Genomic DNA, 13691 nt, shown 5'->3' with positions numbered 1-13691 from the left:
TCAGCGCGCCGCCGGGTTGCTGGTGAACGGCTCGGGATAGCCGAGCAGATAGCCCTGGCCGATATGGCAGCCATGTTTGATCAGCATGTCCCGTTGGCGCTCGGTCTCCACACCTTCCGCGACGACTTCCATGCCAAAGCTGTCGCCCAGCTTGACGATGGCGTCGACGATCGCCGCGTCTCCGGCGTCACGCTCGATATTGCTCACGAAACTGCGGTCGATCTTCAGCACGTCCACCGGATATTGTTTGATATGGGTGAGCGAGGCGTAGCCCGTGCCGAAATCGTCGAGCGCCACCCGCACGCCCGCCTGCGCGAAGCAGCGCAAGGCGCGCTCCACATTTTCGGTGCCGCGCCCCAGAAACACCGTTTCCGTCACCTCGACCTCGAAATGCCGGGGTGAAAGGCCAGCGCGGGCAAAGCGTTGCAGCACGGTTTCGGCAAAATCATCATTCATGAAATCGGCCGCCGATGCGTTGAACGCGACCCGACCCGGATCGAAGCCCGCCTTCAACCAGCGCCCGACATCGCGCACCACCGCGTCCAGCATCTTGCCGGTCATGGCGACGGCGATCTCAGGAACCTCGAACGCCGCCACTATGCTGGCCGGGGACTGGATGCCAAGGCGGGGGTGGCGCCAGCGCAGCAGCGCCTCAAAGCCCATATTTCGTCCGCTGCGCATATCGATCTTGGGCTGGTAATAAGGGGTGATCAGATCGTCCGCCACCGCCTGCTGCGCCAGGTTAATCATCGAACTATGTTGCTGTGCGTGCGCGCGCAGGTCGGAATGGAACAGCGTCGACCGGCCGCGCCCGGCCGCCTTCGATGCGTAGAGCGCCAGGTCCGCTGCCTTGAACAGATCTTCGGCCAGGTCGCCATGCTCGCCACTCATGGCGGTGCCGATGCTGACGCCGCAGTCGAGCGCCCGGCCATTATGGACATAGGGTTTCCGCACGGCGTCCAGTATCGCCGCGCTGCTTGCCTGCAACGCCGCGCTGTCGCCGAGCGAAGTCGAGATCAGGCCGAATTCGTCCCCGCCCAGACGTCCAAGCATGGCGCCGGGTGGCGCGGAGTCCCGCAGGCGGGCCGCAAATTCGCTCAGCAACGCGTCCCCCGCATCATGGCCGAGCGAATCGTTCGTCCGTTTGAGATCGTCTATGTCGAGCAACATCAGGCCAAAGCGTTCGCCCGTCAGCCGGGCCTCCCGTGCCATCTGCTCCAGCGTCGATTGCCACGCCGCGCGATTGGGCAAGCGGGTCATCGCATCATGCCCGGCGGCCCAGCGGATCCGCTCGTCGGCCTCACGCTGTTCGGTAATATCCTGAAATGTCACGAGAACGCGGTTCGGATGGCCGCCGGCCGACTGGGTGGTCCAGCCGATGCTCCTGATCCAGCGCAAAGCGCCGTCATTGGCGCGATAAATACGCAGGGTCGCTTCGAAATGGGTGGAGGAATCCCGCTGCGCAACTTCCTCCATCATCTTCGCCAGCACGGCGCGATCGTCGGGATGGAGCAGCGCGATCGCCTGCTCCTGCGTCGCGGGCGAATCCGCGTCCAGCCCGAGCATCGCGCGCAGTTCGGCGGACCAGGTCCGCTCGTCGGCCTCGATATCAAAGTCCCAGATTCCAAGGCGAGCCGCCTGCACCGCCAGCCGGAAGCGCTCCTCGCTCTCCAGCAGCGCCTTTTGCGCCAGCCTTTGCTCGTGCACATCCTCCAGCGTGCCGTACCAGCGCATGATCACACCCTGCGCGTCGCGACGCGTGACGCCGCGCGTACGCATCCAGCGGTAATTCCCGTCGCGCATGCGAACTCTTTGTTCGACATCGACTGGTTCGCCCGAACGGACATGATCCGCCCATGTATTTACAGTATGCGCGACATCGTCGACGTGCATCATGCCGCGCCAGGCGGAATCCCACTGTTCCCTCATAGTGATGCCGGTCAGATCGCTCAGGCGCGGGCTAATCTCTTCCAATGCCCCTTCGGGCGTTGCCGTCCACATGATCTGCGGCGTAAGTTCGATAGAGGCGCGATGATGGTCGCGGCTTTCGGCCAGGGCCGCCCGCAACGTTGCGAGTTCGTCCTGCCAATCGCCCATATCCTCGATCGTGCCGTACCAGCGGGGCGAAGGGCCGGTGGACGGAACCCGCATCATGCGTATCAGGGCCGATCGCCGCTCGCCGTTCGCGCCGGTCATCTGCACCGGAATGGGGCCGGGATTGGGTGACTGCACGGCGGCCCGGATCAATGCTTTGCGATCCGCCGGATCGAACCTGCCCAACCAGTCATAGCCCCTGCGAATCGCACCGAACGGGTCATTCGCCGCGCCCTGATCCTCCCGCATCAACACACGGCCGCGCCCATCGGCCATCCAGCGCACGACCGGCGGCGACAGGGCGGAAAAATGAGGAGACGATAAAAGGTCGGACTGGCGGCGCGATTCCAAGGCGCCGGAAAGACCCGGATCGCCCTCTTCCAGAAATGCGTCGAATCGCCGATCGGCAAAACGGTCCATCAACCGCCTCCGATCATGCGTTTGTTTATCCTGTCCATGCGACCGGGATAGCGGAAAAAGTTAAATAAGATGCAACCTGGCCGGACCTGTCGGCCAAGAATTTCGTGGCAGCGATCGCAGGCGATCACCACGGGCCGCGCCGCTATTTCTGGAAGATACCCGCCAGTTCCAGCACGCGGGGCCGCGCATCGACCGGAGCATGAATCGCCTCCACCTGCTGGTCGGGATCGAACCGGACCCAGCCGCCGCGGCTCAACTTTTCGAGCGGGCGGTAGCGGACCTTATATTGCATCCGCTGCGATCCTTCGACCCAATAGCCCAGATAGACATAGGGAAGATCAGCCTGCGCCGCGCGGAGAATGTGATCCATGATGATATAATTGCCCAGGCCCTGACGATGCGGCAATTCCGTATCGAAAAAGCTGTAGATCATCGACAGGCCGTCGCCCTGCCGATCGGTCAGGCACGCCCCCACCAGCTTGCCGACGCGGCCGTCTATGCCGGGTTCGCGATATTCGACGATGTGACTTTCCACCGGGGTCTGTTCGACCATGTCGGCAAAATCCATCTCGTCCATCTCGGTCATGCCGCCGCCCGGATGGCGCGCCTTGAGATAGCGCTGGAGCAACGCGAACTGCTCCTCGGTCGACCAGGGTTTGCAGGCGGTGGCGATCAGATCGCTGTTGCGACGGATCAGCTTGCGCTGGGTCGCATTGGCCTGAAACTCCTGCGCCACGACGCGGACGGAGACGCAGGCGGAGCAATCCGCGCAACTCGGACGATAGGCGACATTCTGGCTGCGGCGAAAGCCGATCCGGCCGAGCGCGTCGTTCAACTCGGAGGCATTGTCACCGTTCAGCTCGGTAAACACCTTCCGCTCGCTCTTGCCCGGCAAATAGGGGCAGGGCGAGGGATTGGTGACGAAAAAACGCGGGAAGCGAAATGGTGCCGTCACGTCACGCCCTCCCTGCATCTGCTGTCATGGCCCCGATCCATAAACAGACTATGCCGCTCGCAACGATCTGTGAAAAGGCTGTTTACCACGAAAAATTAAGAGTTTTTTCCCTTTTGGGACAATCGGTCAGGCAACCTCGATCGGAGCGACCTCATAACCCGCTTCACGCAGCGCCGCGAGGAGCCGCTGGAGATGCGCGCGATCGCGCGTTTCGCACTCGACGTCGAGGCTCAGCCCCTTGGCCGGCAGGTTGGTGAAGATGCGCTGGTGCGCGAGTTCGAGGATGTTGACCGCTTCCTGATCGAAGATTTTCGCGACATGGAACAGCGCGCCGGGCCGGTCCTGCAGGATGATCCGCAATCGCGCCAGCCGCCCCGACCGCGCCAGATCGCGCAGCAGCACATTGGCGAGCAGGCGCGTGTCGATATTGCCGCCGGTCAGGATCAGCCCGACCGTACGTCCCTTGAACATTTCGCGATGGGACAGCAGCGCGGCGAGGCCCGCAGCGCCCGCCCCCTCGACCACCGTCTTTTCGATCTGGAGCAGCAGGCTGACCGCCTCCTCCAGCCGCCGTTCCGTCACCAGCACCACATCGTCGGCCAGCCGCTCCACGAAGCGCCGGGTCAGTTCGCCCGGCTGCTTGACGGCGATGCCCTCGGCCAGCGTATCGCCATCGCAGGCGAGGTCCGCACCCTTGATGAAATCATACATGGAAGGATATAGTTCGGCCTGCACCCCGACCAGCCGGATATCGGGCTTCATCGCCCGCGCCGCCGTGCCCATGCCGGAAAACAGCCCGCCGCCGCCGATCGGCACGATCAGCGTGTCGATATCCGGCGCATCCTCCAGCATTTCGAGCGCGACCGTACCCTGCCCGGCGATGATGTCCGGCTCGTCGAACGGATGGATGAAGGTCAGCCCCTGCTCCACCTCCAGCAGCCGCGCATGGGCGTAGGCGTCGTCGAACTTCTCGCCATATTGCACGACGGTCGCGCCATGGCCCTGCGTCTGTGTCACCTTCACCGTGGGCGTGGTCGTGGGCATGACGATCGTCACCGGCACACCCAGCCGCTTGCCATGATAGGCGAGGCCCTGCGCATGATTACCGGCCGACGCCGCGATCACGCCCTTGGCCTTTGCGGCGGCATCCAGTTGCAACAGCCGGTTGAGCGCACCGCGCTCCTTATAGGCGGCGGTGAACTGGAGATTTTCGAATTTCAGATAGACCTTGCAGCCCAGCATCTCCGACAAAGTCTGGCTGATGAGCGTCGGCGTCTTGACGATCGACCCCGCGATGCGCGTCCGCGCGGCGAGTATGTCATCGACGGACACGGGCAGCGGCAGCGCCCCCTGGATCTTGGTCAGCGTGTTCATGGGCAGCCCCGTAAAGCATAATTGGGTCGGAAGAAACTGGCACTGGCGGAAAACTGGCCCTATGGCGAAGGCCCACGCACCAACATTACGGGGCATATGGCTAATATCGCGTTTATCGGGCTGGGTGTCATGGGCGCCCCGATGGCTGGGCATCTGGCCAAAGCGGGCCACGCCGTCACTGTCTACAACCGTTCGATCGCCAAGGCGAAGAGCTGGGCGGAGGCCTATGGTGGCGCGGTTGCGATCAGCCCGGCCAAGGCGGCGGAAGAATGCGACATCGTCATCAGTTGCGTCGGCACCGACGATGATCTGTCGCAGGTGACGCTTGGGCGCGAGGGCGCTTTCCGCACGATGAAGCCGGGCGGCCTGTTCATCGACCACACCACCGTATCGGCGCGGATCGCGCGGCAATTATTTGTCGAGGGCGAGAGCCTGGGCATCCACTGCGTCGATGCGCCGGTCTCGGGCGGTCAAACGGGGGCGGAAAACGGCAAACTATCGATCATGTGCGGCGGCAGCGAGCCTGCGGTGGCTGCGGCGAAGATCGTGATGCAGGCCTATGCCGCGCGGATCGTCCATGTCGGCGGCGCGGGCGCTGGGCAGACCACCAAGATGGTGAACCAGATCGCCATCGCGGGCGTGCTTCAGGGCCTGTCCGAAGCGCTGCGCTTCGCCCAGGCCGCCGAACTCGATCTCGACCGGGTGTTCGAGGCCGTTTCTGGCGGCGCGGCGCAAAGCTGGCAGATGGACAATCGCTGGAAGTCGATGGCGGACGACAGTTTCGATCTCGGCTTCGCGGTCGACTGGATGCGCAAGGATCTGGGCCTCGCGCTGGAGGAGGCCCGCGCCAATGGCGCGACCCTGCCCGTCACCGCGTTGATCGATCAATATTATGCCGATGTGCAGGCGTTGGGTGGCGCGCGACAGGACACGAGCGCCCTCGTGCGGCGGATAACGCGGGCGTGAAGCGGGCGCTGCTCGCGGCCCTGACCGCGCTTGCATTGCCGGTTCCTGCGCTGGCTTCGGGCGTCATCGATAACGTCAACGGCATCGCGCTCGACGCCAACGGCCGGGTCGTGCATTTCGGCGCGCTGCTGATCGACGATGAGGGCAAGGTCGCCCAACTCATCCCTGGCCGTTATCAGGAGCCGCCGCGCAAAAAGCTCAAAAAGGGCGAAAGCTGGCCCAAGGGGCTGGATTTCAGGCTGGATGCGGGCGGCAAGACGCTGATTCCCGGCCTGATCGACGCGCACGGCCATGTCATGGGCTATGGCCTCTCGCTCATCACGCTCGACCTGTCGGACACCCGCTCGCTTGCCGAGGCGCAGGCGAAAATCCGCGCCTATGCGCAGGCGAGCGCAGGCCGCAAATGGATCATCGGCACCGGCTGGAACCAGGAACAATGGGGGCTGGGCCGCTTCCCGACAGCCGCCGAACTCGATGCCGCCGTCAGCGACATTCCGGTCTGGCTGGAGCGGGTCGACGGCCACGCAGGCTGGGCGAACAGCGCGGCGATCCGCGCGGCGGGCATCACCGCCGCCAGCAAAGCGCCGCCCGGCGGCCGCATCGAAATGGCAGGCGGCAAGCCCGCCGGTGTGTTCGTCGATCAGGCGATGGACCTGATGACGAAAGTGGTGCCGCCCCCCGCCCCCAAGGATCGCGACATCGCGCTCGAAAAGGCGCAACAGGCGCTGCTCGGCATGGGCGTGACCGCCATCGCCGACATGGGCACCACGATCGAGGATTGGCAGGCATTCCGCCGCTCCGCCGATCGCGGCGCGCTGCGGGTGCGAATCATGTCCTACGCCGCCGGTCTCGACAATATGGTGCTGATCGCGGGGCCGGAGCCGACGCCGTGGCTCTATGACGATCATCTGCGGATGGGCGGGTTAAAGCTCATCCTGGACGGCGCGCTCGGCTCGCGCGGGGCGTGGCTCAAGGCCGACTATGCCGATGCGCCGGGCCAGCGCGGCCTGTCGATGATCTCCGCCACGTCGCTGCGCAACATGATGAGCCGCGCGGCGATGGACAATGTTCAGGTCGCCGTCCACGCCATCGGCGACGCCGCTAACAGCGAACTGCTCGACGCGATTCAGGAACTGTCCGAAACCTACAAGGGCGACCGCCGCTGGCGGATCGAACATGCGCAGATCGTGTCGCCCGCCGACCTGCCGCGCTTCGGCCAGTTCGGCATCGTCGCCTCGATGCAGCCCGTGCACGAAGCCTCCGACTGGCGCATGGCGACGGCGCGGCTGGGCGAAGCGCGCCTCAAGGGCGCTTATGCGTGGAAGTCGATGCTGGACAATCGCGTGCCGCTCGCCTTTGGATCGGACGTCCCCGTGGAAAGCCCCAATCCGTTTGCGGGCATGGCCGTGGCGATCACGCGGGAGGATGCGAAGGGCGAACCCGCCGGGGGCTGGATGCCCGAACAGCGGATCGGCTTCGAGGCGGCAATCGACGGCTTCACGCGGCAAGCGGCTTATGCGGGCTTTGCCGAAAAACGCTTCGGCAGCCTGATCCCCGGCCAGCGCGCCGACTTCCTGCTGATCGACCGCGACATATCGCTCGCGCGCCCCGCCGACATCCGCACGACGCAGGTGCTGGAAACCTGGATCGGCGGCAAGCGCGTTTTCATGAAGGGCAAATAGCGGGAAAGTGGGGAGCTTCTGTTGCCCGGTGCTCCCCGAACCGCTGAATTCCCTTCTGTTGCCCGGTGGGTTCAACCGCGCTATTTTAGAATAATGTCAGGCCGTGAGGCCCTCAATTACGCTGCAATGGCGAGTGCTTCGTTATCGTTGGCACTTGTGAGTTTTGCACAGTTTAACGGCTTACACGGGCCGGGTAAAAATATCGCCTTTGAACACACGTCGATCCTAGTTCGGCCCCGTCAAAGGTCCCGTCCGCCTTGCAACGACCGGGACTTTTGGTGGAACCGCCGGGTACTGCCCCCGGGTCCGCTGCGTCTATTATACGACACAATTTATCACCATAGCCGGGCGAACCCGGCAGCATCGATATGGGGGAAGCGGCGAAACTTTTCAACCGCTTCCTTGGCAATCCCGTCAGGCCGCCATCAGATTCACGGTGCGCGGAGCCGCCGGCGGCAATCCTTCCGCCTTCGCCTGCGCCATCAGTTCCTGCTTGCGCGCCGCCATCTGCTGCCCGAGCGCGACGAGATCGACATCGGTCTTGCGGCACTGGGCGAACATGCCTTCGCCGCGCGCCTCTTCCTCATGAACATGATGTTTGATCTCTTCGGACAGCACCTTGACCTTGGCGTCGTAAAAATCGTCCTCCGGCGACCCGGCCTCGATATCGTTGACCAATATCTTTGCCCCGTCATGCTCGACATAGGCCTCGTCCAGCGTGTCATCCTCGATCTTGCCCCGGAAAGCGGGATAGAACAGCTCTTCCTCGATCATCGTATGCACTTTGAGTTCGACACAAATCTGATGCGCGATGGCCTGTTTCTTCGCTGACGCGCTCGTGCTCTCGAATGTCTCGAACAGCTTTTCGACGGCGCGGTGGTCGGCTTTCAGCAATGCGATCGCGTCCGCATATTCGTCCTTCGCCATGATGATCCTCCTCAGGAATGGGTTCTCATCAAAGCAGCGAAAGCCACGCGAGTTCCGCACCGCCCGCCGTAATTCCGATTGGCCCGGCCGCCGCGCCGCTCTATACGCCTTTTCCTATGATCCTTGTTATCGACAACTATGACAGCTTCACCTGGAATCTCGTCCATTATCTGATGGAACTGGGCGCGCAGGTGGAGGTGGTCCGCAACGACGCCATTTCCGCAGGGCAGGCCCTGTCCACCGGCGCCAAGGCGTTCCTGCTTTCCCCCGGTCCCTGCACCCCCAATGAAGCGGGCGTCAGCCTCGATCTCGTCGCCGCCTGCGCCGATGCCGGTGCGCCGCTGCTCGGCGTATGCCTCGGCCATCAGGCGATCGGCCAGCATTTTGGGGGCAAGGTGGTGCGCGGCGGTCTGATGCACGGCAAGACATCTCCGGTGGAACATGACGGCACCGGCCTGTTCAAGGGGCTGCCATCGCCGTTCACCGCGACCCGCTATCACTCGCTGATCGTCGAGGATATTCCCGCCGATCTGGTCGTCAACGCGACCAGCGCGGACGGATCGGTCATGGCCTTCCGCCACGCCAGCCTGCCGATCCACTCGGTCCAGTTCCATCCCGAAAGCATCGCGACCGAATATGGTCATGAGATGCTTGCCAATTTCATGACGATCGCCGGTCTCCCGGTCCGCGCCCGCGCCGCCGTCTAAACATTGCAATTCGGCGAAACGCGCGGGAAATATTAAGGGCTGCGCGGTAACAGATCGGTCTCGTCGGATATGCGGCGGCGAACAGGCGGACGAACATGCGCAGCGAAAGGCGAACATTGGCGGGCAAAAGAGGCCCGGAGATGCTATTCGCCGTCCCGTGGACCGGCGTCGAGCAACTTCTGCTGGCGCTCGTCTGTGCGCTGACGCTGTTTTTCGCCATCATCACTCCGCCGTTCCAGGCCCCCGACGAAAATCAACATTATATGAAGGCGTCGTGGCTTGCGCAGGGTCATGCCTTTGCGCGGCGGCAGGGCGAGTTGATCGGCGCGCCCCTGCCCCGCGCCGCGCTGGCCATTCATGCGGTCGATTTCCCGACCGATGTCGCGCCGACGCTCCGCCGCTTCGACAAGGCCGACCTTAAGAAAAGCTGGTCCGCCGATCCTCACCGTCCGGGCATGGACTTCGCCGATTTCCCCAATGTCGCAAGCTATGCGCCGACGCTCTATGCCCCCGGCGCGGCGGGGCTGGCGCTGGGCGACAGGATGGGCCTGCCACGCCTTGGCGCATTCTATGCCGGACGAATCGTCAATGCGCTGACGGGCCTCGCCCTGCTGATCGCGGCGTTGCGGCTCATCCCCTTCGGCCGCAGCGCGATGCTGGGCGTCGCATTGCTGCCGACCTTCACCTATCAGTCTGGCTCCCTGTCGCCGGACGCGGTCATCAACGGCCTCGGCTTTGTGGGGCTGGCACTGGCCCTGCGCACAGGCTTCGTTCGGCGCGGCGGCATCGGCCTGCTCCTCGCCGCGCCGCTGCTCGCGCTCGCCAAGGGTGTGTATCTGCCGCTGATGGCTGCGGGTCTGCGCTGGCCGCAGGATCGCCGCGACGGCCGACCGCTGCTGATCCTCGCGGCGATGGCTCTGGGCGCGATCGCTTTCGCGCTGTGGCTGAAAATGTCGGGCGGCAGCCAGGCGCTCTACCATATCGTCTCGCGCAAGACCGGCGCGGCGGAAATGACCGCGCCGCTCGCCGCCCAACTGGCCATCGTCACCGCCGATCCCATGGCTTACGCCCATATCCTCGTCGCCAGCATCGCCGAACGCGCGCCGGTCTATGCGCTTCAGATCGTCGGCCGCTTCGGCTGGAACGCGATCCTGCTGCCCCTGCTCGCCTACCCGCTCGCCGCAGTGATGCTGGGCGCGGCGGTGCTGAGCGGATCGGGCATGCGCTTTGGGCCGGGCCAGCGACTCTGGTGGCTGCTGGTGGCGACCGGCGTCGCGCTGCTGATCGAAACCGCCATGTATCTGACCGGCACGCCGCTCGGCGCGGACTATATTCAGGGGACGCAGGGGCGCTATTTCCTGCCGCTGCTGCCGCTCGTCCTGCTGGCGATCATGCCGGATCAGCCGGTGCGCGGTGCGCGGGCGACCTTCGCCATCACCGCAATCCTGCTATCGCTGATCGCCGCCGCGACCGTCATCGACAGCTTCTGGCTCCATGGCTTCGTCACCAGCGACGGCATGCCGCCCCATGGCAGCATCGGGCGCGCCCTGCTGTTGCCCTCCCCGCGCTGGTAGCCAAGCGGCGCAAAAGGCGATCCAGCCCAACCCCTCGACCCATCCCGCCGCCACATCGCTCGGCCAGTGCACGCCCAGCCAGACCCGGCTGATCCCGATCAACGCGATCGCCACCCCGGCCAGCACAAAGCCAGTCCGCCGCCCCGCCAGCAATGCCAGAGTGCCGAAGAACATCATATTGCCCGCCGCATGGCCACTCGGGAAGCTATAGGTCGTCACAGCATCCAGATGCTGGAGCAGATCGGGGCGCGGCGCGGCGAACATCTGCTTGAGCGCAAGGTTGAGCAGCGTCCCCCCCGCCATCATCGCCCCCAGCCACAGCGCCGCCCGGCCTCGCCCGCGCATGACCAGCGTGACGATCGCAGCGGTCAACAGGCACAGGCGCGGCACCGTGTCACCGATCACCGTCGCGAGCCGCAGGACATGGGTGATCCGCCCGCCCACGGCCGTATCGCGCGCCCGCCCGGCCGCCAGCATCAGCCCGTCATTCAGCGGAGCCAGCCATCCCGCCCGCTGCGCCAGCGCGATCAGCACTATGCAAAGGAGCGCAAGGACGAATACCCCCGCGCCCCTCAGCCAGATCGGGCGATCAGAGATGGATCACGCGTCCATAAGCGGCGAGCACGCTTTCATGCATCGATTCCGAAATGGTCGGATGCGGGAACACGGTGTGCATCAATTCCGCCTCGGTCGTCTCCAGCGTCTTGCCGATGGTGAAGCCCTGGATCATCTCGGTCACTTCCGCGCCGATCATGTGCGCGCCCAGCAGTTCGCCGGTCTTGGCGTCGAACACGGTCTTGGTGAAGCCTTCCGCCTCGCCCAGCGCGATCGCCTTGCCGTTGCCGATGAAGGGGAACATGCCGACCTTCACCTCATAACCGGCTTCCTTGGCCTTCGCTTCGGTCAGGCCGACCGACGCGATTTGCGGGTGGCAATAGGTGCAGCCGGGAATGTTGCGCACATCCATTTCGTGCGGATGAACATCGGCATTGCCCAGCGCCTGCGCGATCGCTTCGGCGGCAATGACGCCCTCATGGCTCGCCTTGTGCGCCAGCCATGGCGGCGCGGTGACGTCGCCGATCGCCCAGATGCCAGCGACATTGGTGCGGCCATAACCATCGACCTTGATATGATAACGCTGGTCCGGCTCGATGCCGACATCCTCCAGCCCCAGATTCTCGACATTGGGGACGATGCCGACGGCGACGACGACATGGCTGTACTCGCCCGCAATATCCTTGCCGTCCTTGCCCTTGATCGTCGCGGTCACGCCCGCATCGGTCGCTTCGATCTTCTCGATCTTCGCGCCGGTATGGATGGTCATGCCCTGTTTTTTCAGCGCTTTTTCGAGGAAGGCGGAAACGTCCGCATCCTCCACCGGCACGACCCGGTCCATCATCTCGACCACGGTCACGTCCGCGCCCATGTCGTTATAGAAGCTGGCGAATTCGATACCGATCGCGCCCGATCCCACGACCAGCAGCTTGGTCGGCATTTCGGTCGGCGTCATCGCATGGCGATAGGTCCACACGCGCTTGCCGTCGGCTTTCAGCTTGGGCAGGTCGCGCGCCCGCGCGCCGGTCGCGACGATGATGTGCTTGGCTTCCAGTTCCTCGACCTTGCCGTCTGCCGCCGTTACCGACAGCTTGCCCGGCGCGAGCAGCTTGCCCGTGCCCATATGCACCGTGATCTTGTTCTTCTTCATCAGGCCGGTGACGCCCTTGTTGAGCTGCGACGCGACCCCGCGCGACCGCTTCACCACCGCGTCGATGTCGGCGCTGATCTTTTCTGCGGCGAGGCCGTAATCGGCCGCATGCTGCATATAATGATAGATTTCGGCAGACCGCAGCAGCGCCTTGGTCGGGATGCAGCCCCAGTTGAGGCAGATGCCACCCAGATTTTCGCGCTCCACGATCGCGGTCTTGAGGCCCAGCTGCGCCGCACGGATCGCGGCTACATAGCCGCCGGGGCCGGAACCCAGCACGATGACGTCATAATTATCAGCCATGGTCAGTCTCTCTTGTCGTCTGAAACGGGATCCGCCGCCGAAACCGGCAGGGGCGGAACGGTGCGGGGCTGGCGATCCTCACCGATCGCCACGAAGGTGAATGTCGCCTGGGTCACGCGATAGGTGCGGTCGTCATGCCGGGTGCGCCGCCACGCCTCGACCGCGATCTTCATCGATGTGGAGCCGACCGAGATCAGCCTGGCATAGACCGACACTTCATCGCCCACGACCACCGGCCGCAGAAATTCCATGCCATTGACCGCGATCGTCACCGCGCGGCCGTGGCTATGACGCGCCGCGATCGATCCCGCCGCCGAATCCATCAGGCTCATCAGCCAGCCGCCGAAAATATCCCCATAGGGATTGGTGTCCGCCGGCATGGCGATCACGCGCACCGCCGGGCTTTCAACCGGCGGCGGCTCGTCCGGACGGCCCATCAGGCCAGCATGCCCAAATACCAAGATTCCGTGACTGCTAATAAAGTACCAGAATCGGCAGCGGACATTATCGAATTATATATTTTAACCCCCATTTTATTAGCCCTTCGATGCTTCGAGGCAAGCCGATAGCGATGGCCACTCATCGTCTATTTCAGTAACTTTCCCGGAGGGATGCAGGATTGGCCAGATACTACCTGCGCGGCCATTATTAGCACCTTTGATGGTTATCGGTATTGGAGGTTGGTCAGAAATAGATGGGATGATCCAACCAATCACTGGCTCCAAGAGTGACGAACCTCTTTCGGAATGACTAAAATCCACCACGTAAAAATCAGGCGCCGCCGAGATCGCTTGTCCGGCCAACTCTCTTATTCGCTCCACCACATCCCAGTTGACGTTAACCGGCTCATCACAACCATCCAGTTTTATCAAATGTTGGTAGGTTGAGACACCATCAATGACGCCCTTATAGGTGGACGGCCCAATCCAAACAATTTTGCTGGCATTGAACACAGTTCCTTGTTCGTCCTCAAACACTTCTATC

Annotated in this window: 11 protein-coding genes, 1 other RNA gene and 1 pseudogene; 4 read left to right on the top strand and 9 right to left on the bottom strand. The window is 63.7% G+C overall.

The genetic code is table 11. The features are described 5' to 3' along the window. From ACODSN_RS00855 to ACODSN_RS00845, 3 genes are all read right to left on the bottom strand, one after another. Positions 1-2514, bottom strand: coding sequence for a putative bifunctional diguanylate cyclase/phosphodiesterase (locus ACODSN_RS00855; RefSeq protein ID WP_489052370.1), 2514 nt, complete (start codon positions 2512-2514; stop codon positions 1-3). Positions 2515-2656: 142 nt separating this feature from the next. Beyond that, positions 2657-3469, bottom strand: coding sequence for an arginyltransferase (locus ACODSN_RS00850; protein WP_489052369.1), 813 nt, complete (start codon positions 3467-3469; stop codon positions 2657-2659). Positions 3470-3595: 126 nt separating this feature from the next. Further along, positions 3596-4843, bottom strand: a complete 1248-nt coding sequence (locus ACODSN_RS00845) for a threonine ammonia-lyase (RefSeq protein WP_489052367.1) — start codon at positions 4841-4843, stop codon at positions 3596-3598. 96 nt (positions 4844-4939) lie between these two features. On the opposite strand from ACODSN_RS00845, the gene ACODSN_RS00840 reads away from it, so the two are divergent. Together ACODSN_RS00840 and ACODSN_RS00835 are read left to right on the top strand one after the other, a co-directional pair. Further along, entirely contained in the window at positions 4940-5809 is an 870-nt protein-coding gene (locus ACODSN_RS00840) for an NAD(P)-dependent oxidoreductase (RefSeq protein WP_489052614.1), read from the top strand. Positions 5810-5817: 8 nt separating this feature from the next. Further along, positions 5818-7491, top strand: coding sequence for an amidohydrolase (locus ACODSN_RS00835; protein ID WP_489052613.1), 1674 nt, complete (start codon positions 5818-5820; stop codon positions 7489-7491). Positions 7492-7535: 44 nt separating this feature from the next. On the opposite strand, the gene ssrA is transcribed toward ACODSN_RS00835, so the two are convergent. Next, positions 7536-7889: a transfer-messenger RNA gene (ssrA, locus tag ACODSN_RS00830) on the bottom strand. A 16-nt stretch (positions 7890-7905) separates the two neighbouring features. After that, positions 7906-8418 (bottom strand): hemerythrin domain-containing protein, encoded by a 513-nt coding sequence (locus ACODSN_RS00825; protein ID WP_489052366.1) that lies wholly within the window; start codon positions 8416-8418, stop codon positions 7906-7908. A 116-nt stretch (positions 8419-8534) separates the two neighbouring features. On the opposite strand from ACODSN_RS00825, the gene ACODSN_RS00820 reads away from it, so the two are divergent. Together ACODSN_RS00820 and ACODSN_RS00815 are read left to right on the top strand one after the other, a co-directional pair. Then, positions 8535-9125, top strand: a complete 591-nt coding sequence (locus ACODSN_RS00820) for an anthranilate synthase component II (RefSeq protein WP_489052365.1) — start codon at positions 8535-8537, stop codon at positions 9123-9125. A 140-nt stretch (positions 9126-9265) separates the two neighbouring features. Continuing rightward, positions 9266-10699 carry a DUF2142 domain-containing protein gene (locus ACODSN_RS00815; protein ID WP_489052363.1) on the top strand — a complete coding sequence of 478 codons (1434 nt, stop codon included), beginning with the start codon at positions 9266-9268 and terminating at the stop codon, positions 10697-10699. Positions 10700-10747: 48 nt separating this feature from the next. Here the strand turns inward: ACODSN_RS00815 and ACODSN_RS00810 are convergent. The 4 genes and pseudogenes from ACODSN_RS00810 to ACODSN_RS00795 all read right to left on the bottom strand — a co-directional run. Then, a pseudogene (locus ACODSN_RS00810) lies at positions 10748-10963 on the bottom strand (phosphatase PAP2 family protein); the annotation flags it as partial. A 325-nt stretch (positions 10964-11288) separates the two neighbouring features. After that, positions 11289-12707, bottom strand: coding sequence for a dihydrolipoyl dehydrogenase (gene lpdA / locus ACODSN_RS00805; protein WP_489052361.1), 1419 nt, complete (start codon positions 12705-12707; stop codon positions 11289-11291). 2 nt (positions 12708-12709) lie between these two features. After that, positions 12710-13144: an acyl-CoA thioesterase gene (locus ACODSN_RS00800; protein ID WP_489052359.1), complete on the bottom strand. Its 435-nt coding sequence runs from the start codon at positions 13142-13144 to the stop codon at positions 12710-12712. A gap of 99 nt (positions 13145-13243) precedes the next feature. Next, positions 13244-13684: a hypothetical protein gene (locus ACODSN_RS00795; RefSeq protein ID WP_489052358.1), complete on the bottom strand. Its 441-nt coding sequence runs from the start codon at positions 13682-13684 to the stop codon at positions 13244-13246. Positions 13685-13691 lie beyond the last annotated feature (7 nt).

This window comes from Sphingobium sp. FG11, from assembly GCF_057809915.1.
This window is presented reverse-complemented; position numbering and strand designations above follow the sequence as displayed.

Coding starts and splice junctions, on each gene's coding strand:
- ACODSN_RS00815 (WP_489052363.1), top strand. CDS start 9,266: ATGCTATTCGCCGTCCCGTGGACCGGCGTCGAGCAACTTCTGCTGGCG.
- ACODSN_RS00840 (WP_489052614.1), top strand. CDS start 4,940: ATGGCTAATATCGCGTTTATCGGGCTGGGTGTCATGGGCGCCCCGATG.
- lpdA (WP_489052361.1), bottom strand. CDS start 12,707: ATGGCTGATAATTATGACGTCATCGTGCTGGGTTCCGGCCCCGGCGGC.
- ACODSN_RS00845 (WP_489052367.1), bottom strand. CDS start 4,843: ATGAACACGCTGACCAAGATCCAGGGGGCGCTGCCGCTGCCCGTGTCC.
- ACODSN_RS00800 (WP_489052359.1), bottom strand. CDS start 13,144: ATGGGCCGTCCGGACGAGCCGCCGCCGGTTGAAAGCCCGGCGGTGCGC.
- ACODSN_RS00825 (WP_489052366.1), bottom strand. CDS start 8,418: ATGGCGAAGGACGAATATGCGGACGCGATCGCATTGCTGAAAGCCGAC.
- ACODSN_RS00855 (WP_489052370.1), bottom strand. CDS start 2,514: ATGGACCGTTTTGCCGATCGGCGATTCGACGCATTTCTGGAAGAGGGC.
- ACODSN_RS00820 (WP_489052365.1), top strand. CDS start 8,535: ATGATCCTTGTTATCGACAACTATGACAGCTTCACCTGGAATCTCGTC.